Source organism: Lacinutrix himadriensis (assembly GCF_001418105.1).
GTDB classification, from domain to species: Bacteria; Bacteroidota; Bacteroidia; order Flavobacteriales; family Flavobacteriaceae; genus Oceanihabitans; species Oceanihabitans himadriense.
The window spans coordinates 184606-211044 of record NZ_LIQI01000031.1 but is presented as its reverse complement, the minus strand read 5'-3'; the positions used below and the strand labels follow the sequence as shown (position 1 = coordinate 211044).

Below are 26439 nucleotides of genomic sequence, written 5' to 3'. Positions count from 1 at the left end.
TTTTACTGTAAGAAAATTGTAATAATATTGACCAACATTAAAGATAAAAAAATCTTTACTAGCAACAACTTAAAAAACTCATAAATTTTGAGCAATACACATTCTATTATATCTACAGCTAAGCAAACTATTGAGTTAGAGAGCAAAGCAATTTTAAATTTATCTAGTTTAGTTAATGATGATTTTGCAGCTGCTGTGAACCTTATGTATAATGCAAAAGGTAGGGTTATTATTACAGGAATTGGCAAAAGCGCCATTATAGCTACAAAAATTGTTGCTACATTAAACTCTACAGGTACGCCTTCTATTTTTATGCATGCTGCAGATGCCATTCATGGAGATTTAGGATTAATCCTTAAAGATGATGTAGTTATATGTATTTCTAAAAGTGGAAACACACCAGAAATAAAAGTGCTTGTTCCTTTAATAAAAAATGCTGGTAATAAAATGATTGCTATTACAGGAAATAAAGATTCCTTTTTGGGGCAACAAGCAGATTATATTTTAAACGCTTATGTAGAAAAAGAAGCTTGCCCTAACAATCTTGCTCCTACTACTAGCACAACAGCACAATTAGTTCTTGGGGATGCTTTAGCGGTTTGCTTATTAGAATTACGTGGTTTTTCTAGTAAAGACTTTGCAAAATACCATCCTGGAGGTGCTTTAGGTAAAAAATTATATTTACGAGTACATGATATATCTTCGGTAAACCAAAAACCAAAAGTATCCCCAAACACAAGTATTAAACAAGTAATTGTGGAGATTACCGAAAAAATGCTTGGTGTAACCGCTGTAGTTGAAGATGAAAAAATTATAGGAATTATTACCGATGGTGATTTACGTAGAATGTTAAGCAAAGTGGACGATTTTTCTAAACTTACTGCAAAAGACATTATGAGTGAAAATCCAAAACGAATAGATGCTAACGCAATGGCTGTGGAAGCTAAGGATGTTATGGAAACCTACGGCATTTCGCAAATACTAGTAGAAGACGATGGTAAATTTGCAGGAGTGGTACATGTACATGATTTAATAAGAGAAGGAATTTTATAATGGCTAAAAAAAATGTAAACGAGATGTCTTTTCTAGATCATCTTGAGGATTTAAGGTGGCATTTAGTTCGCATCAGTATTGCAGTAGTACTTTGTGGTATTGTGGCTTTTTTGTTTAAAGGTTTTATTTTTGACGTTATTATTCTTGGACCAAAAGAAATGTCTTTCCCAACCTACAGATGGTTATGCAGCGCAAGTCAATTAATAGGAATAGAAAACTCCTCTTTTTGCGGAGAAAGCTTTCCGTTTGAAATTCAAAGTAGAACCCTTGCCGGACAATTTTCTGCGCATTTATGGACTTCGGTTTATGCTGGTTTTATTGTTTCCTTTCCATACATACTCTACCAACTATGGTCGTTTATAAGTCCGGGAATGCATGAAAATGAACAAAAACACTCAAAAGGTTTTATTATTGTTTCCTCTTTCTTATTTTTTCTAGGAGTCCTTTTCGGATATTATATAGTAACCCCTTTATCGATAAACTTTTTAGGAACCTACTCGGTAAGTCAAGAAGTACATAACGATTTCGATTTAGCAAGTTATATTGGTTTAGTTAGAGCAACTGTTATCGCTTCCGGATTAATTTTTGAGCTTCCTATCATTATCTACTTTTTAACTAAAGTAGGTTTAGTGACGCCTCAATTCCTGAAAAAATATAGAAAATACGCATTAGTAATCGTACTAATTCTTTCAGCAATTATAACACCTCCAGATATTGCAAGTCAGATTATTGTTGCCATACCCATATTAATACTGTATCAAGTAAGTATTTATATTTCAAAAATTGTAGTTAAAAACGAAGCTAAAAAATCTTCAGATAATAAAATTAAAAAGCATGTCTAATATAGTAACCGAATTTAATGAATATCGTTCTAAAATGAATGATAAAATTCTAGCAGATAATAATAAGGTAATCAAACGTATTTTTAATTTAGACACTAACGCTTTCGCGGAAGGCACTCTAGATAAAAAAACAAAAGAGTTACTAGGTCTTGTAGCCTCAATGGTTTTACGTTGTGATGATTGTGTAAAATACCATTTAGAAGCATGCCATAAAGAAGGATTAACCAAAGAACAAGTGGTGGAATCTTTAAGTATAGCGAATTTAGTTGGTGGTACTATTGTGATTCCACATTTACGAAAAGCATACGAATATTGGGATCTTTTAGAAGAAGTACAAGGTTAAACTTTACTTAAAGTACTAGTGTACACACCGTAGTATTTTGGTTTTTACTATTTTTAACAACAATAAATATACCCCATGAAACTTAGAGCAGAACATTTAATGAAGTCCTATAACGGAAGAAAAGTGGTAAAAGACGTTTCTTTAGAAGTAAATCAAGGAGAAATTGTTGGACTTTTAGGACCAAATGGAGCAGGAAAAACAACTTCGTTTTACATGATTGTTGGACTTATTAAGCCTAATGGTGGAAATATTTATTTAGAAGATACTAATATTACCAAATACCCAATGTACAAACGTGCACAAAACGGAATTGGGTATCTAGCACAAGAAGCTTCGGTTTTTAGAAAATTAAGTATTGAAGATAATATTCTAAGTGTACTACAACTTACCAAATTAAGCAAGAAAGAACAGTTGCATAAAATGGAATCGCTTATTGAAGAATTTGGTTTAGGGCATATTCGTAAAAGTAGAGGAGATTTACTTTCTGGAGGGGAACGTAGACGTACCGAAATTGCTCGCGCGCTTGCTACCGATCCAAATTTTATTTTATTAGATGAACCTTTTGCAGGTGTAGATCCTGTTGCTGTAGAAGATATTCAACGTATTATAGCCAAGCTAACGAAAAAGAATATTGGTATTCTTATTACAGACCACAACGTACAAGAAACACTTGCTATTACAGATAGAACCTACTTAATGTTTGAAGGTGGTATTTTAAAAGCAGGAAAACCAGAAGAACTAGCAGAAGACGAAATGGTACGTAAAGTATATTTAGGTCAGAATTTTGAATTACGTAGAACGAAGCTAGATTTCTAAACACAAGCTTCCATAAATTTATAATGAAACAGCTATACTCTTAAGTTAAGAGTGTAGCTGTTTTGTTTTATTAGAAAATAGACATTCCATTAAATTTTAAAAAAAACAGCCAACATATCAAAATTTTATATATCTTTATGATATCAAAATAATATCATTTTAAATAAAACTACATGGACCAAGAAAAAATAATCAAACCAATTAATGGCTATTTCATTTTAGCAATTACTATTGCACTAATTGTTAGTAGTATCTATTTAACTTTTACAACTGAAAATCCGGAATATGCATTATTCCTAATCCTTGCAATTATACTATTTAAAGGATTTGTACTTGTAAACCCAAATAATTCTAGAGTTTTACTTTTATTCGGAAAATATATTGGTAGTATAAAATCAAACGGACTTTTTTGGGTAAACCCTTTGTATAGTAGAAGAACCGTTTCTTTACGAGCAAGTAATTTTGACAGTGAACGTTTAAAAGTAAATGACAAATTAGGAAACCCAATAATGATTAGTACTATTTTAGTTTGGCGCGTTACTAATACCTACAAGGCATCCTTTGATGTGGATAATTATGAAAACTTTGTTAGAGTACAAACAGATGCAGCCGTTAGAAAACTAGCGAGCATGTATCCCTATGATAATTTTGCAGACGAAGGTCATGTAGAAGACATCACCTTACGTTCTAGTGTAAATGAAGTTAGTGAAGCACTTGAAAAAGAAATTGACGAACGTTTATCTATTGCAGGAATTGAAGTGTTAGAAGCAAGAATAGGATATTTAGCTTATGCACAAGAAATAGCTAGCGCGATGCTTAAAAGGCAACAAGCTACAGCTATAGTTGCTGCAAGACATAAAATTGTAGAAGGTGCTGTTAGTATGGTAGAAATGGCATTAAATGAATTGAGCAAAAAGAATATTGTAGATTTAGATGATGAAAGAAAAGCTGCAATGGTAAGTAATCTAATGGTGATACTTTGTGGCGATAAAGAGGCGTCTCCTGTTTTAAATACAGGTACTTTAAATCAATAATGAATATATTTACAGATAAATTTATTAAGAAAATTAATACTTTAAATGGCTAAAAAGAAGGCTTTTGCATTACGAATAAATGAAGATATGATCAAAGCTATTGAAAAATGGGCTGCGGATGAATTCCGCAGCACTAATGGTCAAATCGAATGGATGCTTAATGAAAGTCTAAAAAAGGCAAAGCGTAGTCCAAAAAAAAGAAATACGGAGCAAAACGATTAAATATCTTTTGCTTCTTTTCCTTTTTGCACTTCCAGTAATGCTTTTTCTGCCGTAAGTCGTTTTTGATATCTCCCCTGCACCACATCTACAACGATTAAAATAAATAACACAAAATAGAATGTTGTTTTACTCATAGGAACAATTTCGTTTCCAAAGAGTTTTAAATGTGCTAAATGACCACCTTCGGTAACTAGCATTATTCCCACAATAAATAAGATAAAAAGTCCTAACACCTCATACATTCTATTTTTAGATAAGAACGTAGAAATTTTATCTGCCATAATCAACATTAACAATCCGCTAATCACAATAGCAATTGCCATAACAATAAATGCGGTGGTACTGCTTTCTATATCGCTAGTAAGACCAATGGCTGCTAAGATAGAATCGAAAGAAAACACCAAGTTCATAATTACAATACTGGTAATAACCGCATTTGCTGATTTGGTACTTTTACCAGATGCCATTTCGGCAACTGTAAGTCCAGATGTAGAAATCATGTGCCAAATTTCTTTAATAGCGGTGTAAATAATAAATGCTCCACCCGCTAAGACAATTAAACTATGTCCATTAAAAGCAAATTGGATAATGTCTTTTATCTCTCCTGTTAAAAAAGAAAAAGGTTCCTGAAAAAAATCAATAATAGAAACGAGTACAAATAATAAGACAATACGCAAAACAATAGCGATTAGTATTCCTACTTTTCGCACGCGCTTTTGCTCGGCTTCTGGTGCTTTTTTAGATTCTAATGATATATACAAAAGGTTATCAAATCCTAATACTGCTTGAAGCATGATTAGCATGAATAACGTAAAAATAATTCCAGCCATTAGTTAAATGTTTTTAGTGTTTAATAAAGATAAAATAATGTAAAGTAAGATAATTAAAGGGATTGCTGCAAAATGCAACACCACTAAAAAGACCAAACTTAAAAGCATAAAGATATAACGTATTGCATTGTCTTTAAAACTGTAATTTTTAAACTTTAAAGCAAAGAGTTTTATAGAACTATTTAATAAGTAACAGCTTAAGATAGTTACTGCTAACAAAAACCATTTATTTAATATAATAGCATTCATAGCGTCGCTATTTTGAAACTCTAAAATAAGCGGTAAAGAAATAATTAGTAATGTATTTGCTGGTGTTGGTAGCCCTTTAAAATAAGATTGCTGGTCAGAATCTATATTAAATTTCGCCAATCTATAGGCAGAAGCCATAGTAATAAACAAACCTACTAAGGCTATTGGAACAATTTTAAAACTTTCCCATTGCATAAAAGAACTCCACGAAGAAAATGCTACTCCAGGAGTATCGCTAGCTAACGAAAGCAATTTGTACATCACAATACCTGGTACTAAACCACTAGTTACCATATCTGCTAGAGAATCTAATTGTACGCCTAATTCGCTTTGCACATTTAGTTTTCTAGCGAAGAATCCGTCAAAAAAATCAAAGAATATTCCAAGAAACACGAATACTGCCGAAGCAACAAACAAATTGTTTACTGCTAAAATTACTGCAATGCATCCGCAGAATAAATTTAATAAGGTTATAAAATTCGGAATGTAGCTTTTTAGTTGCATAATTGAATATAAGCTGTAAAAATAGCAAACTATTTTCGTCTAAAACAAAAGTTATACTATTTATACACGCATTTTATTACAATTACGTGTTGTTATATCTCTTCTAATAACTATTAAAAACCAATCGCACCTATTGCTATACTTAGATTTCTAACCTTTCTTAAAGAAAATAACCTCCTTATTATATCGTGTAATATGCAAACTATAAAAAGTATTAAACAATATCTATTGCTTTTTCAAGTTTAATATGTTGAAAAATAATGGCATATTTGTAAAAAAAATTATCCTTGAAAAGACTACTAACTATATTACTATTAACTTTTTGTGTCACAGTTTCTGCACAAACGGTTAGAAAATATTCTAATGAGTTCATGAATATTGGTGTGGATGCTGCTGCCTTAGGAATGAGCAACGCAGTAACCGCTTACTCGCATGACGTAAATTCTGGCTATTGGAATCCTGCTGGATTAGTAAATATTGAAGACAAACAATTGGCTTTAATGCACTCTAGCTACTTTGCAAATATTGCTAGTTATGATTATGCTGCATTTGCAATGCCTTTAGATAATAATAGCGCCATTGGTGTTTCGTTGATTCGTTTTGCTGTAGATGATATTTTAAATACAACCCAATTAATTGATGACGACGGAAACATAAACTATGACCGAGTTAGTTTATTTTCTACTGCAGATTATGGTGTCACTTTTTCGTATTCTAGAAAGCTTCCTATTCCTGGTTTTAATTATGGGATCAATGCAAAAGTAATTCGTCGTGTTATTGGTAAATTCGCCAATTCTTGGGGATTTGGTTTAGATGCAGCAGTGCAGTTTGAAACGAAGAACGAATGGAAATTCGGACTTATGGCAAGAGATATAACCACCACCTTTAATTCTTGGGCAATTGATGAAGACGAGTTTGCTAAAGTACAAGATGCCGTAGAAGGACAAAATCAAGAATTACCAGAAACCACAGAGCTTACCATACCAAAATTACAATTTGGTGTTGCTAAAAAATTTATATATCGTTACGATTTCTCCATCCTTGCAGAGGTGGATTTAAATATTAGATTTGAACAAAACAATGACTTAATCTCTACTTCATTTGCAAGTATTACGCCTTCTGCCGGATTTGAAGTTGGCTACTTAGACATGGTGTACTTAAGAGGTGGTGTTGGTAATTTTCAAAATGAAACGCAAATAGATAATTCTGAAAAAACAAGCTTTCAGCCAAGTATTGGAATTGGTTTTAAATACAATTGCATTCAGGTAGATTACGCTTTTACAGATATTGGTGACCAAAGTGTTGCCCTATACTCCAACGTGTTTTCTTTAAAAATTGATTTTAGTTGTTTTAGATAGTTTCGTATATGAAAAAACTATATCTAGTTCTATTCTTTTTCTCCTTTGTACTTATCCAAGCACAAAATGCCTACGAAAACACCGAAATAAGTGTTTTAACCATAGGACCAGGAACATCATTAAACGATGCTTTTGGACATAATGGTATTCGTGTTAAAACGCCGTATAACGATGTGGTTTATGATTACGGAAGGTTTCCATTTAGCGATCCAAATTTTTACTTGAATTTTGCAAGAGGAAAACTGCTTTACTCACAAGGTTTTAGTAATACCTACGCGGTTATTGACTTTTACAAAAGCCAAAACAGATCTATAAGAGAACAAGTTTTAGATCTAACTACCAAAGAAAAGCAAGACATGCATGCTTTTCTAGAAACCAATGCACTTCCGCAAAACAGAGAGTATTTATACGATTTCTTTTACGACAATTGTGCAACAAAAATTAGAGATGTAGCTGAAGAAATTACCAATAATAATATTCATTTTAATGAAATTGAAACTTTAGACAAAAGTACTTTTAGAGATTTAATCCAGCAAAATTTATATTGGAATTCTTGGGGAAGCTTTGGTATTGATATTGCATTAGGATCAATAATAGACAAACAAGCAACACAGTATCAGTATATGTTTTTACCAAAATATATACATTCCTTTTTTGAAACTGCGACCTTAAAAAGTACGAATACCAGTTTAGTAAAGCAATCGAATATCGTGTATAGTAAAACGGAAGAAAAGCAAGAACAAAACTTTTTCGGTAGCCCGATATTTGCTTTTGGGGTATTAGGTATTTTCATGCTTTTTATTACCTATACCGACTATAAAAAAGGAAATAGAAGTAAATGGCTAGACTTTGGTATCTTTTTAATTACTGGAAGTATTGGTGTATTTATTTTACTATTATGGTTTGCAACAGACCATACAGCAACCGCTAATAACTACAACTTATTATGGGCTTTCGCTCTAAACGTATTTGTAATAGGTCAAACATTAAAAGCGCAACCAAAAGCCTGGTTTATTAAATACCTGAGACTGCTTATTATACTCTTGTGCTTATTAACATTTCATTGGATATCAGGCGTGCAAAGATTTGCTTTCGGACTTATACCACTACTACTAGCTTTAGCAATTAGATACATCTATTTAGTATATTATTTTACTAAAAGCAGGTAATTAACCGCTCATCATTGAAACTAAAGAGAGGTGTATTCCTTTTTTACAGAATCGGAGGAGCATCGAATCTATAATGCGCAGCTATTTTAAAACTAGCCTTTTTGGAATTTGTTTTTTTTTTGGGAATTTAGAATTTGGTTTCCCCTCCACTACTGCCCTCTAAAGAAGATCATAGTACTTAAGGTTTTAACGATAATATTAGCATCTAAAAAGAAGCTTCTATGCTTAATATAATACAAGTCGTATTGTAATTTTAATAAGCTATCATCTACGCTAGAACCATACCTAACTTTTACTTGCGCCCAACCTGTTAGTCCGGGTTTCACAATATGTCTCGTTTCGTAAAAAGGGATTACTTGAGATAACTCTTCTACAAAGTAAGGTCGTTCTGGTCTAGGACCAATTAAACTCATATCCCCTCTAAGTATATTAAGAAACTGAGGTATTTCATCTAATCTAGATCTTCGTAAAAATTTACCAAACAAAGTTACTCTAGCATCGTTTTTAGTTGCCCATACTGCACCATTTTTTTCGGCATCTTTTATCATGGTTCGAAACTTAATGATCTCAAAAGTATGGCCATTTTTACCAACACGTTCTTGTAAATAAAACAAAGAACCTCTATTGGCTATTAAATTACCCAATAATATTAGTGGTAAAATAACAGCACCTAATACAATTCCTACAATAGAGAAAAACATATCAAAAAAACGATGAAAAAATTGATACAACTTATTTTGATTACTTCTACTAAAAGGAAAATACTTATAAAAATCCTTCCCAACAAATTGCACAGGAACACGATAGGTCATGTCTTCATACACTTGTGTATATTCTTTAATAGGAAAACCTTTTTCTAAAAGGGTAATTAAATCATGATAAATTTCTGGAGTAATGGTTTCCGAATTATAACTAGCTACAACTATCTCAGAGATATTTTCTTTAGCAATAATATCATATAACTGGTTTGGCTGATACTCTTTAATGCCTTTAACATTAATGGTTTCCGTGCTTTTTTCCTCGCAATTAATAAATCCTAAAACTTTATAATTTGGATCAGCACCTCTAAAGGCATCGATTATGGGTTGAATATTAGAAATCTCTCCTACTATTAGTGCTTTTTTATAAAATCTTGGAGAGGTTATAAAATTAATATACGCGAGTCTCCAAAGAATTAAAGCTACGTTTATTGCCAAATAGAAATAAAAAATCTGTATTCTATTCTCTGGAAGAAAAGGTGTGAAATATGGAGTAAATAAATAAAACAGTACGGTAACCGAAGAGGTTAAAATAATATTAGCAAGAACCGATTCTGGTTTACTTGCTTTTTGTAAATCGTATAATTCAAATACGGTCCCAAAAACAGAAATATACAACGCCAAGATTAAATTCCAAGACCAATTCTTACTAGTAATATAAAAATAATCAAATTCAAAAAAATGACCAATACCATATAATGCAGCAAAAATAAACACTAAATCGAAAACACGAAGGAGTATTTTTCTTTCTGAAATATTAAAATGAATGTCTTTTTTCTTAGTCATGTAGTTAGGGGAAACCTTAAGGTAAAGATAATAAGTTAAGATAAAAATCCAAGCATTTACGCAAGTAGTTTAAACCATTTCAATTTTACCATTTCCCAATCAAAAGTTTCTACTTTTTTTCTTGCATTACTAGCTATTATTTCAGCTTTCTTTGGTGCATCTACCAATCCTTTTATAGCAGAAACAAAATCCGCTATATTACCTTTTTCTACTAGTATTCCTTCTTTGTTATTTTCCATTAAAAAAGGCATTCCTCCAACATTTGTGGAAACCACAGGTAAACCCAATGCCATAGCTTCTATAACACTTACGGGCATATTATCAAAGTTCGTTGTATTTATAAAAACAGTATATTTTTCAGACAAGTTTATCCATTCTTCTTTGGGTAACTTCCCCGTAAACGTAACGGCTACGTTTAAGGTTTTGGCTAATTGTTTCACTTCTTGCAAAGTACCATCACTATCTGGACCAACCATACAAAGCGTTGCAGGTATCCCTTCCTCTTTTAATCTTTTTACTATATCAATGGCTAAGCTTGGGTTGTATATTTTAGAAAAAGATCGCACCCAAAGTAGCTCTATGGTTTCCAAGTTTCGTGCTTTAAACGGGTATTTTTCAATTTCGATGGTATTCGGAATAAATGCTATATTCTCATAGCCTTTCTTCTTAAAAGCTTCTAATAAGTATACCGAAGGGGAAATATTTTTATAGGCATTTTTAAATATTAAATCGGATAAAAACGGACTACTATCTAATCGAGAAGGCAAATTCCCCCCGTGCAATATTGGAATGTATTTCAATTTTAAGGCCCTACAAATTTGACCAACTATTAGTGCATAATAAAAGTTCGTAGTACTATAGGTATCTATAAGTACAAAATCGACTTCTTTAGATAGGCTTACACAGGACTTTACCATATCTAGCAATCTCAAAATTTTATTCGTTTTTGAAGACGCGTAATACAATGTGTATCCTTCTTTTTCTAACAAATTTCCTAAAACCTGGATGGTAGATGTGTTAGCCTTCTTGTTTTTTAAGTTGTTTCCTATGTATAGGATTTTTTTCATAAGTTACATTTAATAGAGCCAATGCATAAATAAATGCAGGAGTTGCTAGCCGCATAGAGGAATGGTTTACAGTAGCAAACCAAAAACATAAAAAAGCATAGAAAAAATAACTACTTTTATTTCTAGACCGAAACTCTAAGGGTTTAAAAATTAATATCAATAATATCACCACACCAAACATCCCATGTTCTGCTAACAGTCTACTGGTTTCACTATGGGAGGTAACTCCTTGTCCTTCTTTTTCTATTCGAGCATCTTTAGCCCTACTAGAACCAATTCCGAAAAAAGGATGTGTCACAAAACCTTCTAGTTCTTCCGCAAACAATTGCCCTCTACCGGTGGTTACATCACTTTTCTCTCGTCCTAAGTGGTCTTCATTTGCATAACGCATATCAATATACCCATCGGTTTGGCTAGAACTAATCACCCAGGTGCCCACCATACTAAATAGAAACACCAAACCCATCATTACAATTTCGTTCTTTCGCTTTGCTGACACTTTCAGAAAATACATCACCAAAAAGGCTATGATTGCAATAATACCCGTAATAACACCACCGCGACTAAAGGTCACAATAGCACGAAAGGAAATCGCTGAAAATATAATAATATTTAAAGCCTTTAAAAATACTGTAGGCGATTTGGTGAAAATTCGTATCGCCATGACAAACATGCCCAAACCTAAAATAGTAGCCACCTGATTGGCACCCCAACCTCCAGAGCTATCTCGATTAGAACCGGTATTAGAGATGACTTCCCGTACACTAGGGTTATAAAAAAAGATATATATGGTATTTGTAATAATAGGCAAAACCATATACAACAATATTTTATGTACTTGGCCTATACTTACTTTTTTATCATAGCAAAAAAGAGCAGCAACTCCCAAACAAACCGGACCACTGAGGACAAAAGCGATATTCGTTCTAAAATTGGCATCAAAACTCAATGTGGTAGAGGCAACAAAAATAGATGGCACTAAAAACATGAGGTAAATAAAATAAGGATAGCCTTTACCAGAAAGCCCTTTATAAAACATCCCTATTACCATAAATACAATCACCAAATACTTTGCCGCTTCATAAGAAATGGAACCTCTAGTGGTTCTAAACAACACCTCAGCACCTACAAAATAAGCACAAGCTTTTAATACTTCAAAGGTTTTTAAATGATCTGGTGAAAGAATCACACGGTACAAAAAATAGAACAATGCTCCAAAAAAATACACCTTCGCTAAACTTTCATTAAAATAGATAAGTATTCCAAGAAGAACATGGAATCCAATAACTGTTATATAGGTAATATTAGTCTTCAAAAAAAGTGTAATTAATTACTAAATTGTATAAAAAGTAAAAATAAGCTAACAAAACCACAATTAAACAATAGGTAATGGAATATTAAGTATATGTAGTTAGGAATATATTTTTTTATAATCATCTAAAGGAAATCGGTAGTGATAGCTTTTTCCTAAAAGAAACACCATAAAGTGTATTATAAAAACAGGAACATGTGGTCTGAATAGACCTAAAAAGGCATCGTAGGTTTTATTGGAATACTTACAAATTAAAAAGGGTGTCGTATCTGGGTCTAAATAGTTTTTTATAACATTCGCATGATCCACTTCTCTACCTGTAGCAAAGCTTTTAAACGTTATTTCCTTTTTATTTCGCACGCTTTGGTATAGTTCTATAACAGATAATGGTACCGATGCTTCATCATAAAACATAAGACTTCCGTACACATCAATAAGCACCCATTTATTTAATTCCTTAATAAAAACTTCATTAAAAGAATGTCCGCCAAACTCTTTATTAAAAGGCGCTCTTGTGTTTCCCCACTCTCGTACTTTAATATTATTAATCACACAAAAGTTATTAAAAATCTGCGCCATATCACTACAAACCCCTCCTTTACCGGCAAGCATGATTTGCAAAGCTGCATCCGAAGGCTCACTCAACCCTGGACCTCCTTTAATATTATTTTGTAACCAAACACTCAATTGTTTAATAATTTCCAAATCTGAAGTTGCCTTACCTTCTTTAAAAATAGTATGATTAACTTCTTTAAAGCTATTCGGAATGTCTTTTTCTGTATTGCATTGATTATAAGAGCAACTAGCAATATCTGCAATACTAGAGTTTCTTGAAAGCAACCTAAAGCGCGTTATATATAGAAAATGGTGTCGTTTAAAGAACCATGACACTTTTTTTAAAATCATTCAGATAAATTAATTGGATAGCTTTGCGCTAAATGTAAAATTTTTTTTTTGTTAGACCTAATGTTTTGCAAAATTAACAAGCATTAATACACTAAAAATGAGACATCCATTATTATAATAGTTCTTTAGTGATTCTACTATTATAGTACGCATAGGTAAATTTGTTTTGCAATGCACCTTGGGTTTGCCCCATTTCATTAAAAAGGTTCGCATTTAAAGACAACAGTTTTCTATAAGCAACCACAAGACTATCTACAGAAATGGTATCTAATAAAAACCCATTCCCATCCGATTGTACATATTGTCCGATAGAAGAAACATTAGAAACGATAGGCAAACAGCCATAATTCATAGCTTCTGCTATTACTTTTGGGAAACCTTCGGATGCAGATGGCAACACAATGGCATGTGCTATTTTGTATATGTTATGTACATCACTACGAGACAGAAAACCATGAAATTGAAATGGTAAACCACTATTTTTAGTAGTCTCTATATATTTCTGCTTTGCTTTTCCGTCCCCAACAATATGAATCGCATGCACACTACGTTTTTCTGTTTCCGTTAGCCTTTTAAAAGCTTCAATGAATACGCCTACTCCTTTTTCTTCTTCTAATCTACCAACAAAACAAAAATGAAGAGAGGTAGTATCGAACACTTTATTTTTAATGATGGTTTGTCCTAGAGCTACCTCAGCATCTGTTAAGCACGGGTTTTCAAAAGTAAGACATTGTTTTGGTTGGTCTGGCCAGATGCCATTTATGGTTACTTTTCTATTTTGTTTTTTTAATAACCAACGTTGCAAACGATATGCTAATGGCGCATTTTCTTGTTTCCAGTTTCCGGCATATTTAAACCATCCTTTATTGGCGCTAAAAAACATTAAATACGGAATAACAAAAACACCAATTCCTGTTGGTGCTCGAAATTGAAAATAATCGGTTTGGTTAATGGCTTTTTTTATCGTTGCTACTATTTTAGGTGCTTGAAAAAGGATCGCTAATTTATCTTTTATTTTTGTTCCGCCTACTGCTGGTAATGCCACAAAGGTTATTTTATTGGAAGTATATGGCAATGCACTAGGTGGCGCAGGAATTTCATGCAGCATAGCAACATGTATTACGCGATCAAAAACAGCTATTAAATGGTTTATTTCTGTAACCGTAGATCCTAAACCAACAATAGTTCCATCTGGTGTTTTATAATGTTCTGTATGTGAAATAATCGTTAATGTTCTCATGATAGTAAAGCGATATAACGTTTAATTATTGTGGACCAATCATGCTGTTTTGCCCATTTTTTTGCTTCCACAGCAAAGGTTTCTTTTGCTTGTAATATACTTTCTATTCCTTTCTTAAATGCTTCCGTATTTTCAGCATCAATTAAAACCCCCGAAACATTTGGTTTAATAGCGTCTTCAATACCACAATTTACAGATCCTATAGCTGGAATACCTAAAGCATTTGCTTCTAAAATAGCGATACCAAAACCTTCCACATCTCCAGTTTTACTTTCGGTACTTAGCATTACAAACACATCTGTTTTTAAAAGCATTTGTTTTAAAACGATATCGGTAACACTGCCATGAAAAGTAATATGCGATGCCACGCCTAGGGCTTTCGCTTTTTCCAAAAAATCTGCTGCCTCGGTAGGAATACCTATACAATGATACTGTAGCTCTGGAAATTGTTTTAACAGTTCTGGGATTTGTTGAATCACTTGTAGTTGTCCTTTTCTACTACTCACTCTACCCACTGTTGTTAATACAGGGTTTCCTTTTACTATAATTTCATGCAGGTTTTCTGTGGTCCAATTTTCCAGCTGAATACCGTTTGGGATCACCACAACGTCTTTTTTTAAATGGGACATCAAGCTTTTTGTATAGGTAGAAACAGCAACAATAGTATCCATTTGTTTTAAAGACAGATCTATGGACTTTTTCAAGGAAACCGATTTAAAATTGACCTCAGTTCCATGCACTACAGCTAGTGTTTTTCTTCGTTTAAATAGCCTAATAAATGCCACATTCCAAAGGGAAAACTTACCGGTTGCTATCACATGCGAGGCATTAGAAAAACTTTTATTGGTCGCCACGATGCGTTTTACATACATTTTAAACCGTTGTTGGTAACGTGGTATTCTAACTACGGTAAAAGGTAGCGTTTTATCAAATACCGCTTCTTCCGCTCCGGTTAAGGAGCGTTGGTCTGCAATAACCTGCACACTATAGTTTGCTGCACACAAAGACAAAGCCAAATGGTACGCATGATTTCCTATGCCTCCAGGTTGTGGTGGAAACTCGGAAGTAACTATTAGTATGTGTTTATTTTTCAATGGTATATGGTATTCTTCATTATTAATGTGTTGTTGTTGTTGCGAGTGGCATTGGCACTTGGTAATCTGATAATATAAAACTTATGGTGAAAAACGGGTTTAGAGTAAAAAACACGCGTAGAGGAAAAACACCCCTCAGAGCAATAACACCCCTAAAGTCCCCTCCGAGGGGACATCACTCATATGTGATTACTCATGCTTGAATTCTCATGTTGGATTACTCATGCTTGATTACTCATGTGCCTTATATTCTATTATTTTTTATTTCATATACACCAAATGTATAATACCTAAAGTAAAACACCCCTTAGAGCAAAAACACCCCTAAAGTCCCCTCTAAGGGGACATCACTCAGATGTGATTACTCAGACGGCAATACTCAGATGTGATTACTCATGCTTGAATAGTCACACGTGATTACTCATCCTTTATATTCTATTACTTCACACGCCTCTCTTTTTTCTCTTCTCTCTTCTCTCTTCTCTCTTCTCTATTTCACTTTTAACCTTTTCATTCAAATCCATCCCAAATCACAAAACACCTTCCCTTTTTGCAAGGGAAGGTGGATTTGATTTCCTTAAAGAAATCAAAGACGGAAGGGTTTTTAAAACTTTATACCTCTCTTTCTTCTTCATCAAATCTGTAGACATCTAAAGAAAAAAAATACCCCTAAAGTAAAACACCCCTCAGAGCAATAACACCCCTAAAGTCCCCTCCGAGGGGACATCACTCATATGTGATTACTCATGCTTGAATTCTCATGTTGGATTACTCATGTTGGATAACTCATTCTTGATTACTCGGACGACAATACGCATAATACAAAACAGAAAAAGCAATTTCACTCGAACTGACAAACATCTCCTTTTTAACTATTCCTTTTTAACTATTCATTTTTAATTATTCATTTTTAATTAAACCTTACAACTTCTCAATCCTATCCCCTTCCTTCAACTTCTTACTAGCAAGATTCCAAGATTTAAAAACCTGATAAAAAACGATAGGTAAAATCAAGATGGTTAGTAAAACACCTAATACTAATAAGGGTTTATTTTTTTTGAATTGGTATGGAAAAATAGACAAAGGCACCATACGTAACATGGCTAAGCGGGAAGCTTTATTCCCAAAATATTTTCTAAAAAAGTACAATACACTTGGTATTGGTCTTGGTGCAAAAAAGTTGGATGGCCTAAACGCGTCCCAACTTCCCATTTCGCGTAAACCGCCAGTTCCTGCTTTTACATCTATACAAGATGCTATTGGATTGGATACACTTTTGATATCTTCTAAATAAAGACGCATCCCAAACTCCCCATCTCCCATACGCTGTTTTTCAAATTGTCTATCAAACAAGCCAACGGTTTTAAAAACGGTTTTATACAACATGGCATTTCCTGTCGCAAATTGCGAAGCTATTGCAAAAAAAGATCTGTCTTTTGGGATTTGTTTTCCTTCTGGATAAAAAACACCTGCAGATACCTCCGCTTTAAAATAATCTAAACATTTTAAATGACTAGAAATCCAATTAGGTGCGATACGCACATCATCTTCAGATAATGCTATAAAAGCTCCCTTTGCATTCTTAATAGCATTATTTCTCGCTAACCAAAGTGCTTTCTCTTCTTGTCGAACTAAGTTAATATCTAGGGTATAATCTTTGTAGAAATCTGGATGAAAAGGTTCGGATTGATCTACAACAATAACTTCAAAATTACTGTAGTCTTGTTGCTCCAAATCTTTTAGTACCGCTTTTAAATAATCATAACGATTTAGCGTAGGGATGACCACACTTACCTTTTGATTTTCTTTTATTAATGCCGATTCAAAGGTATTGTAATCGTTATATACAATAGGATTACTTCCTATAGAAACACGTTGTACCTGTCGCGTTTTTAACCAAGCTGTAATTTCTTTAAAAGGATTTTTAAACGAAAACAAACGAAGTACTAACACATAAAAAACCCATGCTTTATTAAAATACTTACGTATAAAATGGTAGTTATCTTGTGCAGACAGTTTTTCAAAAGTGGTATATGTTGGTGCTTCTCCAATATATCCTTTTTGCACTGCTTGCCAAGACAAATCATAATCTTGTGCTAAAGTAGAGGTATATGTTGTATCTACTGTTAACTGCAATAAAACAGATTCTGGTATACTTTTTACAATGGGAAAAACAGAGGTATTCGCTTTTGTAAATAGCTGGAAATAATGGGTTGGTTGTAAGTATTTTAAAAAATGAAATAGCATATAAAGCAGTAAAGCGTATTTAAAACAAGGTTAATCTAAAGGGTTCGGATTGGTAATAATATATTTTATAGATTGGTAAATTAGCTCTTTATCAAAAGTATTCAAATATAAATCTTTAAAAAATGCACTAGCTACTCCATTATTCTCAACATACAATTGTAACTGATTTACTAAATCTGAAACAGAATTAGGGTTAAAGGTAAAGTTATTTAATGAAAATTGTTGTGTATCAATAAAGTCTAAAGCACCAAACTTAGAAGATACAATTACAGGAACACCTATAGCTAAAGCTTCTATAAATACCAATCCAAAAGCTTCATGATAGCTAGGTAATACTACAACATCCATACTTTTATAAAAGGCAACCATTTCTGGTATCGATAAGTTTCCTAAAAATACGACTTGACTATTTAAACCTAGTTGCTCAACCAATGTTTCTAATTCCTGTTTATAAGATCCATTACCAGCAATATATAACGCTACATTTTTTTTACTCTTTAACCCACTAATTGCTTTTATTACCGTTTGGTGATTCTTGTCGGAAACCAAACGTCCAGGACAACCTATTTTAAAAGTATCGTTTTTTTTAAGCGCGTTTAAAGTATTAGCACAAGGATTGTAATTGCATATATTAGTCCAAAACGGAATGCGTCTCGTACCTTTTCTTGGTACTTTATAGATGGTATGCATCTCCTCTTGTAAACGTTTAGAATTTGCTAATACGAGATTAGCCATATTTAAATATAAAGTCTTGTTTAGTACTTTAACAACACTAGGTTTTGTATGACCATAAGCGGTATGAAACCATGCTATATTAGATTTCACACCTAATAAACGCCCTGCTAAAATAGCTGGATTAATATAGCTAAAATTAGAAATAACAACATCTGGTTTTTCCTTTTTTACGAACTTATAAATGCGATAATAATTTTTAAAATACCCGCTTCTTTTTTCTCCATAAATACGAACTCCGTTTTGAACAAAAAAATCTTCACGATGCTTTAAATAGAAATTCACCACCTCATAGCCATCTTGATAAATCTTTTCAGAAAGTTCTTGAAAAAAACTAGAAAGCAAGCCTTTGTTATAGGTATATAGGATTAATATCTTCAATTTAAGTTTCTTTAATTTTAATACTCTCTAAGAAGCTTTTAAAAATCATTTCTTTATTAAAATTGTCGTGATATAATTGTTTAAAGTACGATTTTGGCAACCCTTTTTTCTCTAAATAGGGAATTAATTTTTCTTGAAGTTCTTTTACTGAATTCGGATGAAATGTAATTTCAGAAAGCGTTTTATTACCCTCTTTTAAAAAAGATAACGCTCCAAACTGAGAAGATACGATAACAGGTGTACCTAAAGAAATGGACTCTATAAACACCAACCCAAATGCTTCGTATAAACTTGGCAAAACAACTACATCAAGCGTATTGTAAAAATGTAACATATCGTTAGCCGATAAGTGCTTAAAGAAAGTAACTTCATTTACAAGACCTAATGCTTCAATCTGGTTTTTTAGATTAGAAAGATTTTCTCCAATTCCTGCAAAATATAAATGAAACGCATAATTAGAATTAGCTTTTAACTTAGAAAGTGCTTCAATAATTATTTTTTGATTTTTATCTGTTGCGATTCTGCCCGGACAGCCAATCTTGACTACCTTTTTGTTGGATGCAAATGTAATATCAGAGGGCAAAATCACTTGTTCCGAAATAGTACTCCAAAAAGGAATGGCTTGTATTTTTCTTTCCGATACATCGTAATACTTATAAAGTTCTTTTTTTGTTAAATACGAGTTTGCAATAACAATATCTGCTAGTTTTAAAAACTGTTTTTTTATAAAAACATTTGTTTTACTTGATTTTATTTGCTCGTTTAAAGAATGAAACCATACTATGTTTTTTTTAACACCAAATAGTTTACCAAATAATAATGCAGGATTCACATAGCTGAAATTAGACAAAATAACGTCTGGTCTTTCCTTTTTAATGAGGCCATAAACATTGCGGTAATTGTTTACATACCCTTTCTTTTTTTTAACTATAACGCGTACGCCATCGATAATCCTATCACTTATGGAATTCTTCCATGAAAAACTAACTACTTCATGTCCTTCATGAATTAGCTTTACAGACAACTCCTGAAAAAAGCTAGAAAGATAGCCCTGATTGTAGGTATGGAATAATAGAATTTTCAAGTGTTTGATTTTTTATTCGATATTATCATTCAAATATATACTAAAGTAAAACGCTATAAAATTATTGCTAAAATTTTCCTATTTATTAATCCTAGTTTGAGAAAAAGCTAATTAAAGTTTTACTTCTTTATATTTTTGTAAATTTCAACATTATTTGTTGCTTATCAGAATTCTTGTTGGTGCTATGCCCTAAGCCTAATAAATCTCCCATAACCTCTAACTCTAAACCATTTTTAACTGCTAGATTATTATAAAATTCTTGACTACGGAAAACAACTGGAAATTCCACCCATTGTCCATCTTGAAAATCTGCAATATTAACATTTGCATAAAAAACGCCTCCTACTACCAATGATTCAGATACAAATTGAAAACAGCTTTCTGCAATTTTATCTTCTAAATGAATTAAAACAGAAAAAGCAAACATAACATTGAATTTCGTTTCAATCGCTAGATCTGAAAAATGATTAAATGAAATTAAATTAGGGTTTTTATTTTCAAGCTTAGCATCTTTCACTTCTTTTCTACCTTCATTTAAAACTTCTGCTCTAACATCTATACCATAATAATTCCTACTATTAAGATACTGAATCATTGGAATACCACCTCTAAGCGTTCCGCAACCAATATCCATCAGAGTATCGTTTTTTTGCAATCCTTGATCTATTAGAAATTGAAATTGAAATTCTCGTGTATATTTCCATACGTTTGGAGCCCCAACAAGAGCGTGTCTTATTTCTTGTTTAGATTTTACAATTTCTTTTATAATTTTTCTTACTCCTGAATATACTTTTTTAAACATATTTTATTATTTTGAGATCTGATTACAAATCATTTTTGCTACCTTTTTCATTTATACCCAATAGCAATTAAATGCGCTGTTTCTTCCGCGGTATCTGCTACGTCTTTAGATTGCATCCTATTGATAATATTAGAAAAAATAGATTGCAGAGTTTGTATGGGTCTTTTTACACTATAACTTCTTAATCCTTGCACTCTGTATTTTCCAGTTTTTACACCGTAATGTACATCTACCCTATCGAAGTACTTTTCTAGTAACGTTTGTAATTCTAATCGGGTATAATGCCTAACATGATCTGGGTTTTTATTAGGACCTTCATTTTTTATATAATCCCCATTAGGGGTTGTAAAATATGCCCACCCTCCTGAGGCAATTACTTTTGCTATGTTTTTTATGAATATATCATCTGCTTCCACATGTTCTATCACTTCAATACAAACAACGGCATCATAAGAAGCATCTGGCAGTGTAGATTTTGTCATGTCTTGAATAATGACATCTTTTATATTACTACGTTTCTTCTGTATGGTGGTTAGAATATCTTTGGTAAAACCTAAATTTAATTCCTCACGAGTCCCTTCTTCTTGTGGCACGTCTAACAAAGTAACATTTGCGGGAAGTTGAATGGTATATGGTGATTTTCGTCCGCCAACATCTAAAATATGTAGCTTCTCGCCATTCGTTTTATGTCCTTTTATCAATCTTTTTATGTCATTGCGAACGGTAACTAAATGTGTGGTCATTATAGGAAAAGTGAACCAACGCAGGAATTCATATTGTGTCATAATTACGTATAAATAGTCTGTTTTAATTTTATAGTAGTACAATAATAGATATTATGAATTAAAAAATGGTATTGTTTGAGCAAAAGCTATACAGCAAAACAAAAAAGAGGCTTTAGCTTCTTAATTTTCACTATAAAAACGAACAAATGCTTCTTGTTGTTTTATTAAACCAAACTCCTTATGTACTCTACTTATGGCATTTTTACTTATTTTTTGCTTTTCGGCTTCCGATAGTTTTACTATTGCTTCTATTTTATTAGCTAAAAGTACTGGATTACGCTTTGGTACCACCCAACCCGTTTTACCATCTAATACATTTTCTGCTAAGCCTTCTGCATTAGAAACCACACAGAGCAAACCTAAAGCTTGTGCTTCTATAACGGCATTACAAAATCCTTCTTGTATACTGTATTGCAAATAAATAGTAGCTTGTTCTAATTGTTTTTTCACTTCGTTTTGCACTAGTTTTCCGGTAAACGTAACCTCTTCTAAAACCCCCAATTGGTACGCTGCAAAAACAAGGCGCTCTTTTTCACTTCCTGCGCCAATAATAGTATAATGAAAGGCTATTCCCGACTGTTTTAAAAGCGCTAAAGCTTCTAAAGTATACACCAACCCTTTTTTCCAATGTAGTCTTGCAACCGTTACTAGTTCTAATCTATTTTTCTTTTCCAAAGTGGTATTTGCTGTAAAAAAGGGTATATCTATTGCCGGAGTAATCACTTGGATTTTATTGGAAGGAATTTTATAACGAAACAGCTCTTGTTTCATTTCTTGCGACAAAACATGATATTGAATATCTTTTGTAAAGAGCATATTATAACAACCTGGATGCTTTAAAGGCGATAAGTATAAATCATACCCTCTAAAACTAACAGCCATTTTTGCACACATGGCTGCTGCAACATTTTCTCTTTTCACCGCTAGCATACCAAACCCAAAATGCAACCAATCTACTTCCTCTTTAAGAAAAAACTGATTAAGGATCACTTGTATCATATTTTCTTTAAAAGAAATCCCATCCTTCTTGTTTAGCGTATATAAAACAGAACTCCTTTTAGGATGCATAAACAAAGACTTTAATAAGGCTAAAAAACTACACCAAATCCTTTTAAAGGTATTTTTATTAAAAGCATTAGAAGCAACAACCTTACAAGCAAAATTAGCATCTTCTGGTTCTAAATAATCCACAAATAATATAACACGAAAACCGTTATCCTGTAAGCCCTTAATTTTATTTCTAAAAAAGGTCTCCGAATATCTAGGCACTGTCGATAAAACAATACCAATCGTTGGTTTTTCTGTTTTATGCTTTGTCATGGTATATGCTTTGGTATAATGCTAGCATTTGATCTACCATTTGGTCTTCACGATGCTTTGTTTTAATGGTATGTAATGCTTTTTTACGTATTTCTTCTTTTGCTGTTTCTGGTATCGCTTCTATTTCTAATATTTTTGTTGCTATGGCTTCCGAGTCCCGTATAGGCACCATAAACCCATTAACGCCATCTGTAATAACCTCATCCATACCACCACAATTAGTAGTTAATACCAATGTAGTATTTTGCATGGCTTCTAAAACTACATTTGCGATGCCCTCTTCTACACTTGGTAATAAAAGCAAATCGGCATGTTGCATTAACCCTTGCACTTTGGCATAAGGTAAATTATCTATCAAGCGTACTTCCTTCTCTAAGTGTAGATCATGAATTTGGTATGCAAATTCAATATCCTTCGTACCACCAACAATCGTATAGTGAAACTTAAACCCTTGCGCTTTCAATATATTACAAGCATCTAATGCGTAGGTATAGCCTTTTTTCCAATGCGCTCTTCCTACAGAAATTATTTGAAAAACATCCTTTTGTTTTGCTGCTGTCTTTTTTTCTTCTATACATGGTAAACCACTATACACCACATGTATTTTTTCTTGGAACGCACCATATTTTACCGCTTCCAAACCTATTGCATTAGATACGGCATGAAAGCCATCTACTTGTGGAAAGTATGCGCTATACATTGCAGCCAATTTTTTATCCGCAATAGGAGAATAATTAATGTGTGCACCACGTAAACTAAGCACGAGTTTCATTCCAAATTCTTGCACCCAAGTCCAGTCTGCTAAACCTTTTGCCCATTGCACATGAAAAACATCTGGTTTATGCCATAATACAGGATAGCACTTTACCTTAGTTAATAATAGATTTTTAGATTGCTTTTTTAATATTGCATCTAGTTTTCGTTTTTCTTTATGCTTAAAACAGAATAATAAAAAGCTATATTTTAGATAATGTAAAGCCTTGTGCAATCTCGTATTTCTATACCCAAAAACAGAAACCGAATCCTGGTATTTTACTTTCTTTTTAATAAAGCCAAACAAATAGATACTATTTCCGGTATTAGACAAACCAAGTATTAACCTTTCTATAAAAGTAGTACTTGGTATATCTCCAGAATAAACAGCTATTTTTAATTGATCTTTCATTTATTAGATATCATTACTTTAATAAAGTTTGAAATACATTGGCAAAATGTATGCTCGCCATTTGCCTTCCTCTTGTATTTACATGTAAGACATCATAAAAATAAGCTTCGTTTTTTAATACATCGCTATGATTAATGATCGAAAAACTAGTGGTTTCCGCAATCACTTTCCTCCCTTTTATAGGCGAAAAATAACAAATCAGTTCTATGTTATTAGCCATACATAAGGCTTTTATTTTCGCTATATAATGGTTTGAAAAAGAAACCGGAAATGCTTTAAATTCAGAAATAGCAGCCTCTTTATTATTTTTTATCGGATAGGTATAATTCCCTTTAGCATCAAATCTATTTCTCTTTTTGGGTTGTATAATAGTAAACAGAGAAGGATAAAATACTTCCACATTAAAATAAGAAACGCCCAACATGGGTAACCATTTCGAATTGCTTACCAACTTTGCTCTTGTACTAGTGTACTGCTTAAAATATTGAAAAACATAATCTTCATTAATATATGGTAAAAACCGATAATCATTATCACTAATATCAGGATCTTTAGCATCAAAACTAGCAGCGCTTGGTGCCAAAACACAAAATTTCGTCGTTTTTCCTTGTGCTAAAAAATGTTCTAACATTAAGTACTGACTGGATAAAGCGGTGTCATCCATAGACAGGTTAATTCCTTTCGTTTGTATCACCGAATCTATAACGGTAGTATTTAATGTAGTTAAGCCTGTACTTGCTCCTAACACGATATAATCAAAGTTCTTTTCCGGGATATCATTTACTAAAAAAGAAGGCTTATAAAAGGATGACTGACGTAAAAGCCATAGGCTACCAGCAGACACTAGCATGGCGATACCAAAACCTAGTAACAGAATAAAACCGATTCTTTTAAAAAACAACTGCATCATTAAAATTGAAAATAAATAAACGCTGACGGATTTTTAAACACCCCCATAAAACAGATTAAGAGCACAACAGCTATAGCGGTATACCTATTTAACTCAACCTCTTTTTTATCTTTTTGAATTGCTAAAAACTCAAACAGGAGCAATATACCAATACTTACAACAATAATGGCTGTAAATAATACGGTTTTAGAGGTCTTATAAAAGACTTGTGTAGTGCCACTATTAAAACTAGCGATATCTAGTATATACTGATAGCCTATACTTACGCTATCTGCTCTAAAAAAGATCCATGCCATAGTTACAACTACAAAGGTGCCCACTAACATAGGTACTTGTTGCAGGCTTAATTTGGTAGATGTAATATGTTTTCTATTGGATTGCAATAGCAATAAAGGTAAAAACAGTGTTGCATGAATAGCTCCCCAAACCACAAAGGTCCAATTGGCACCATGCCAAAAACCACTGACTAAAAACACGATAAATACATTTCTAACATTTTGCCAAGTAGATCCTCTAGAACCTCCTAACGGAATATATAAATAATCACGAAACCATGTAGACAAAGAAATATGCCAGCGTCTCCAAAACTCGGCAATATCTCTAGAAAAATAAGGAAAGGAAAAGTTCGTTTTTAAATCAAAGCCAAATAATCTAGAAACCCCAATGGCAATATCGGAATACCCTGAAAAATCGCCATAAATTTGAAAAGCAAAAAGAACAGCGCCTAGAAATAATTCCATGGAAGAATAACTACCATACCCATCAAATATCTGATTTACAAAATAGGCGCAATTATCGGCTACCACTACTTTTTTGAATAATCCCCAAATAATGAGATAAAATCCGCTGATAGCAAATTCACTGTTAAAAATACGTTTGGTTTGAAACTGTGGTAATAAATGGGAAGCTCTTTCTATAGGTCCTGCTACCAATTGCGGAAAGAAAGACACAAATGCTGCAAATTGCATGAAGCTATTGGTCGCATCTATTTTTTTTCGATACACATCCATGGTATAACTCAACGTTTGAAAGGTATAAAACGAAATACCTACTGGTAAAATAATCTTTAAAGTAGCAGTTTGCATTTCTATGCCAAACAGCTGCCATGCATCTACCCAACTTTCTATAAAAAAGTTAAAGTATTTAAAAAAGGCTAACATGCCTAAATTGAAAACTAAGCTAACAAAAAGGAGTGCTTTTCTTCTTTTACGCACAGTTTCCTTTTGCAATTGTCTAGCAACTAAAAAATCGACAAGGGTACTTAAAGCGATTAATGCTAAAAAACGATAATCCCACCACCCATAAAACAAATAACTAGCACAAACAATAAGTACGTTTTGTAAGGACAGAGAACGCTTGGTAACAAACCAATACAGTACAAAAACTATTGGTAAAAAAATCGCAAAATCTATAGAGTTAAACAGCATATC

At 32.8% G+C, this 26439-nt stretch carries 25 protein-coding genes; 8 read left to right on the top strand and 17 right to left on the bottom strand.

The features are described from left to right. Positions 1–87: 87 nt before the first annotated feature. From AMD28_RS16895 to AMD28_RS18440, 6 genes are all read left to right on the top strand, one after another. Positions 88–1053, top strand: a complete 966-nt coding sequence (locus tag AMD28_RS16895) for a KpsF/GutQ family sugar-phosphate isomerase (protein WP_055445320.1) — start codon at positions 88–90, stop codon at positions 1051–1053. Continuing rightward, positions 1053–1895, top strand: a complete 843-nt coding sequence (gene tatC, locus AMD28_RS16890) for a twin-arginine translocase subunit TatC (protein WP_055445319.1) — start codon at positions 1053–1055, stop codon at positions 1893–1895. Before AMD28_RS16895 ends, tatC begins: the two co-directional genes overlap by 1 nt. Then, positions 1888–2238 (top strand): carboxymuconolactone decarboxylase family protein, encoded by a 351-nt coding sequence (locus tag AMD28_RS16885; RefSeq protein ID WP_055445318.1) that lies wholly within the window; start codon positions 1888–1890, stop codon positions 2236–2238. Before tatC ends, AMD28_RS16885 begins: the two co-directional genes overlap by 8 nt. A gap of 75 nt (positions 2239–2313) precedes the next feature. Continuing rightward, a complete protein-coding gene (gene lptB, locus AMD28_RS16880; protein WP_055445317.1) occupies positions 2314–3054 on the top strand; it encodes an LPS export ABC transporter ATP-binding protein in 741 nt (246 codons plus the stop codon). Between the two features lie 173 nt (positions 3055–3227). Next, complete coding sequence (locus AMD28_RS16875) at positions 3228–4088, top strand: SPFH domain-containing protein (RefSeq protein WP_055445316.1); 861 nt, start codon at positions 3228–3230, stop codon at positions 4086–4088. A 45-nt stretch (positions 4089–4133) separates the two neighbouring features. Further along, positions 4134–4310 carry a type II toxin-antitoxin system antitoxin gene (locus tag AMD28_RS18440; RefSeq protein WP_083478365.1) on the top strand — a complete coding sequence of 59 codons (177 nt, stop codon included), beginning with the start codon at positions 4134–4136 and terminating at the stop codon, positions 4308–4310. Here the strand turns inward: AMD28_RS18440 and AMD28_RS16870 are convergent. Together AMD28_RS16870 and AMD28_RS16865 are read right to left on the bottom strand one after the other, a co-directional pair. Beyond that, positions 4307–5140 (bottom strand): TerC family protein, encoded by an 834-nt coding sequence (locus tag AMD28_RS16870; RefSeq protein WP_055445315.1) that lies wholly within the window; start codon positions 5138–5140, stop codon positions 4307–4309. The two genes, AMD28_RS18440 and AMD28_RS16870, sit on opposite strands and share 4 nt — an antisense overlap. Positions 5141–5143: 3 nt before the next feature. Continuing rightward, positions 5144–5893 (bottom strand): CDP-alcohol phosphatidyltransferase family protein, encoded by a 750-nt coding sequence (locus AMD28_RS16865; protein WP_055445314.1) that lies wholly within the window; start codon positions 5891–5893, stop codon positions 5144–5146. Between the two features lie 287 nt (positions 5894–6180). On the opposite strand from AMD28_RS16865, the gene AMD28_RS16860 reads away from it, so the two are divergent. Then, a complete protein-coding gene (locus AMD28_RS16860; RefSeq protein ID WP_083478364.1) occupies positions 6181–7251 on the top strand; it encodes a putative type IX sorting system protein PorV2 in 1071 nt (356 codons plus the stop codon). Positions 7252–7259: 8 nt separating this feature from the next. Continuing rightward, positions 7260–8420: a lipoprotein N-acyltransferase Lnb domain-containing protein gene (locus AMD28_RS16855; RefSeq protein ID WP_055445312.1), complete on the top strand. Its 1161-nt coding sequence runs from the start codon at positions 7260–7262 to the stop codon at positions 8418–8420. Between the two features lie 149 nt (positions 8421–8569). On the opposite strand, the gene AMD28_RS16850 is transcribed toward AMD28_RS16855, so the two are convergent. The 15 genes from AMD28_RS16850 to AMD28_RS16780 form a co-directional block, all read right to left on the bottom strand. Next, the gene (locus tag AMD28_RS16850) at positions 8570–9964 is read right to left on the bottom strand and encodes an exopolysaccharide biosynthesis polyprenyl glycosylphosphotransferase (RefSeq protein ID WP_055445311.1); all 1395 of its coding nucleotides are present in this window, start codon (positions 9962–9964) and stop codon (positions 8570–8572) included. Positions 9965–10020: 56 nt separating this feature from the next. Then, positions 10021–11031, bottom strand: a complete 1011-nt coding sequence (locus tag AMD28_RS16845) for a glycosyltransferase family 4 protein (protein ID WP_055445310.1) — start codon at positions 11029–11031, stop codon at positions 10021–10023. Beyond that, positions 10982–12346 (bottom strand): O-antigen ligase family protein, encoded by a 1365-nt coding sequence (locus tag AMD28_RS16840; RefSeq protein ID WP_055445309.1) that lies wholly within the window; start codon positions 12344–12346, stop codon positions 10982–10984. The genes AMD28_RS16845 and AMD28_RS16840 overlap by 50 nt, the downstream gene beginning before the upstream one ends. A 96-nt stretch (positions 12347–12442) precedes the next feature. Then, positions 12443–13183 (bottom strand): transglutaminase domain-containing protein, encoded by a 741-nt coding sequence (locus AMD28_RS16835; RefSeq protein ID WP_055445308.1) that lies wholly within the window; start codon positions 13181–13183, stop codon positions 12443–12445. A 178-nt stretch (positions 13184–13361) separates the two neighbouring features. Continuing rightward, on the bottom strand, positions 13362–14489 hold the full coding sequence (locus AMD28_RS16830; protein WP_055445307.1) for a glycosyltransferase: 1128 nt from the start codon (positions 14487–14489) through the stop codon (positions 13362–13364). Next, positions 14486–15583, bottom strand: a complete 1098-nt coding sequence (locus tag AMD28_RS16825; protein WP_083478362.1) for a glycosyltransferase family 4 protein — start codon at positions 15581–15583, stop codon at positions 14486–14488. The genes AMD28_RS16830 and AMD28_RS16825 overlap by 4 nt, the downstream gene beginning before the upstream one ends. A gap of 921 nt (positions 15584–16504) precedes the next feature. Continuing rightward, positions 16505–17830 (bottom strand): glycosyltransferase family 2 protein, encoded by a 1326-nt coding sequence (locus tag AMD28_RS16820; protein ID WP_055445306.1) that lies wholly within the window; start codon positions 17828–17830, stop codon positions 16505–16507. Between the two features lie 30 nt (positions 17831–17860). Continuing rightward, positions 17861–18943 carry a glycosyltransferase family 4 protein gene (locus tag AMD28_RS16815; protein ID WP_055445305.1) on the bottom strand — a complete coding sequence of 361 codons (1083 nt, stop codon included), beginning with the start codon at positions 18941–18943 and terminating at the stop codon, positions 17861–17863. A 1-nt stretch (position 18944) separates the two neighbouring features. Then, positions 18945–20027, bottom strand: coding sequence for a glycosyltransferase family 4 protein (locus tag AMD28_RS16810; RefSeq protein WP_083478361.1), 1083 nt, complete (start codon positions 20025–20027; stop codon positions 18945–18947). A gap of 127 nt (positions 20028–20154) precedes the next feature. Next, positions 20155–20829, bottom strand: a complete 675-nt coding sequence (locus tag AMD28_RS16805; RefSeq protein ID WP_055445303.1) for a class I SAM-dependent methyltransferase — start codon at positions 20827–20829, stop codon at positions 20155–20157. Positions 20830–20876: 47 nt separating this feature from the next. Further along, complete coding sequence (locus tag AMD28_RS16800) at positions 20877–21572, bottom strand: class I SAM-dependent methyltransferase (RefSeq protein WP_055445302.1); 696 nt, start codon at positions 21570–21572, stop codon at positions 20877–20879. Between the two features lie 162 nt (positions 21573–21734). Then, positions 21735–22934 carry a glycosyltransferase family 4 protein gene (locus tag AMD28_RS16795; protein ID WP_055445301.1) on the bottom strand — a complete coding sequence of 400 codons (1200 nt, stop codon included), beginning with the start codon at positions 22932–22934 and terminating at the stop codon, positions 21735–21737. Then, positions 22921–24099 (bottom strand): glycosyltransferase family 4 protein, encoded by a 1179-nt coding sequence (locus tag AMD28_RS16790; protein ID WP_055445300.1) that lies wholly within the window; start codon positions 24097–24099, stop codon positions 22921–22923. Before AMD28_RS16790 ends, AMD28_RS16795 begins: the two co-directional genes overlap by 14 nt. A gap of 13 nt (positions 24100–24112) precedes the next feature. Further along, complete coding sequence (locus AMD28_RS16785) at positions 24113–25009, bottom strand: hypothetical protein (protein ID WP_055445299.1); 897 nt, start codon at positions 25007–25009, stop codon at positions 24113–24115. After that, positions 25009–26436: an MBOAT family O-acyltransferase gene (locus tag AMD28_RS16780; RefSeq protein WP_055445298.1), complete on the bottom strand. Its 1428-nt coding sequence runs from the start codon at positions 26434–26436 to the stop codon at positions 25009–25011. Before AMD28_RS16780 ends, AMD28_RS16785 begins: the two co-directional genes overlap by 1 nt. Between the last annotated feature and the right edge of the window lie 3 nt (positions 26437–26439).

What these genes read in the sequence shown, in the direction of transcription:
- AMD28_RS16865 (WP_055445314.1), bottom strand. Translation starts at nt 5,893, where the DNA reads ATGCAACTAAAAAGCTACATTCCGAATTTTATAACCTTATTAAATTTA.
- AMD28_RS18440 (WP_083478365.1), top strand. Translation starts at nt 4,134, where the DNA reads ATGGCTAAAAAGAAGGCTTTTGCATTACGAATAAATGAAGATATGATC.
- AMD28_RS16800 (WP_055445302.1), bottom strand. Translation starts at nt 21,572, where the DNA reads ATGACCACACATTTAGTTACCGTTCGCAATGACATAAAAAGATTGATA.
- AMD28_RS16845 (WP_055445310.1), bottom strand. Translation starts at nt 11,031, where the DNA reads ATGAAAAAAATCCTATACATAGGAAACAACTTAAAAAACAAGAAGGCT.
- AMD28_RS16795 (WP_055445301.1), bottom strand. Translation starts at nt 22,934, where the DNA reads ATGACAAAGCATAAAACAGAAAAACCAACGATTGGTATTGTTTTATCG.
- AMD28_RS16820 (WP_055445306.1), bottom strand. Translation starts at nt 17,830, where the DNA reads ATGCTATTTCATTTTTTAAAATACTTACAACCAACCCATTATTTCCAG.
- AMD28_RS16805 (WP_055445303.1), bottom strand. Translation starts at nt 20,829, where the DNA reads ATGTTTAAAAAAGTATATTCAGGAGTAAGAAAAATTATAAAAGAAATT.
- AMD28_RS16830 (WP_055445307.1), bottom strand. Translation starts at nt 14,489, where the DNA reads ATGAGAACATTAACGATTATTTCACATACAGAACATTATAAAACACCA.
- AMD28_RS16790 (WP_055445300.1), bottom strand. Translation starts at nt 24,099, where the DNA reads ATGAAAGATCAATTAAAAATAGCTGTTTATTCTGGAGATATACCAAGT.
- AMD28_RS16855 (WP_055445312.1), top strand. Translation starts at nt 7,260, where the DNA reads ATGAAAAAACTATATCTAGTTCTATTCTTTTTCTCCTTTGTACTTATC.
- lptB (WP_055445317.1), top strand. Translation starts at nt 2,314, where the DNA reads ATGAAACTTAGAGCAGAACATTTAATGAAGTCCTATAACGGAAGAAAA.
- AMD28_RS16875 (WP_055445316.1), top strand. Translation starts at nt 3,228, where the DNA reads ATGGACCAAGAAAAAATAATCAAACCAATTAATGGCTATTTCATTTTA.
- AMD28_RS16780 (WP_055445298.1), bottom strand. Translation starts at nt 26,436, where the DNA reads ATGCTGTTTAACTCTATAGATTTTGCGATTTTTTTACCAATAGTTTTT.
- AMD28_RS16785 (WP_055445299.1), bottom strand. Translation starts at nt 25,009, where the DNA reads ATGATGCAGTTGTTTTTTAAAAGAATCGGTTTTATTCTGTTACTAGGT.
- AMD28_RS16850 (WP_055445311.1), bottom strand. Translation starts at nt 9,964, where the DNA reads ATGACTAAGAAAAAAGACATTCATTTTAATATTTCAGAAAGAAAAATA.
- AMD28_RS16885 (WP_055445318.1), top strand. Translation starts at nt 1,888, where the DNA reads ATGTCTAATATAGTAACCGAATTTAATGAATATCGTTCTAAAATGAAT.
- tatC (WP_055445319.1), top strand. Translation starts at nt 1,053, where the DNA reads ATGGCTAAAAAAAATGTAAACGAGATGTCTTTTCTAGATCATCTTGAG.
- AMD28_RS16870 (WP_055445315.1), bottom strand. Translation starts at nt 5,140, where the DNA reads ATGGCTGGAATTATTTTTACGTTATTCATGCTAATCATGCTTCAAGCA.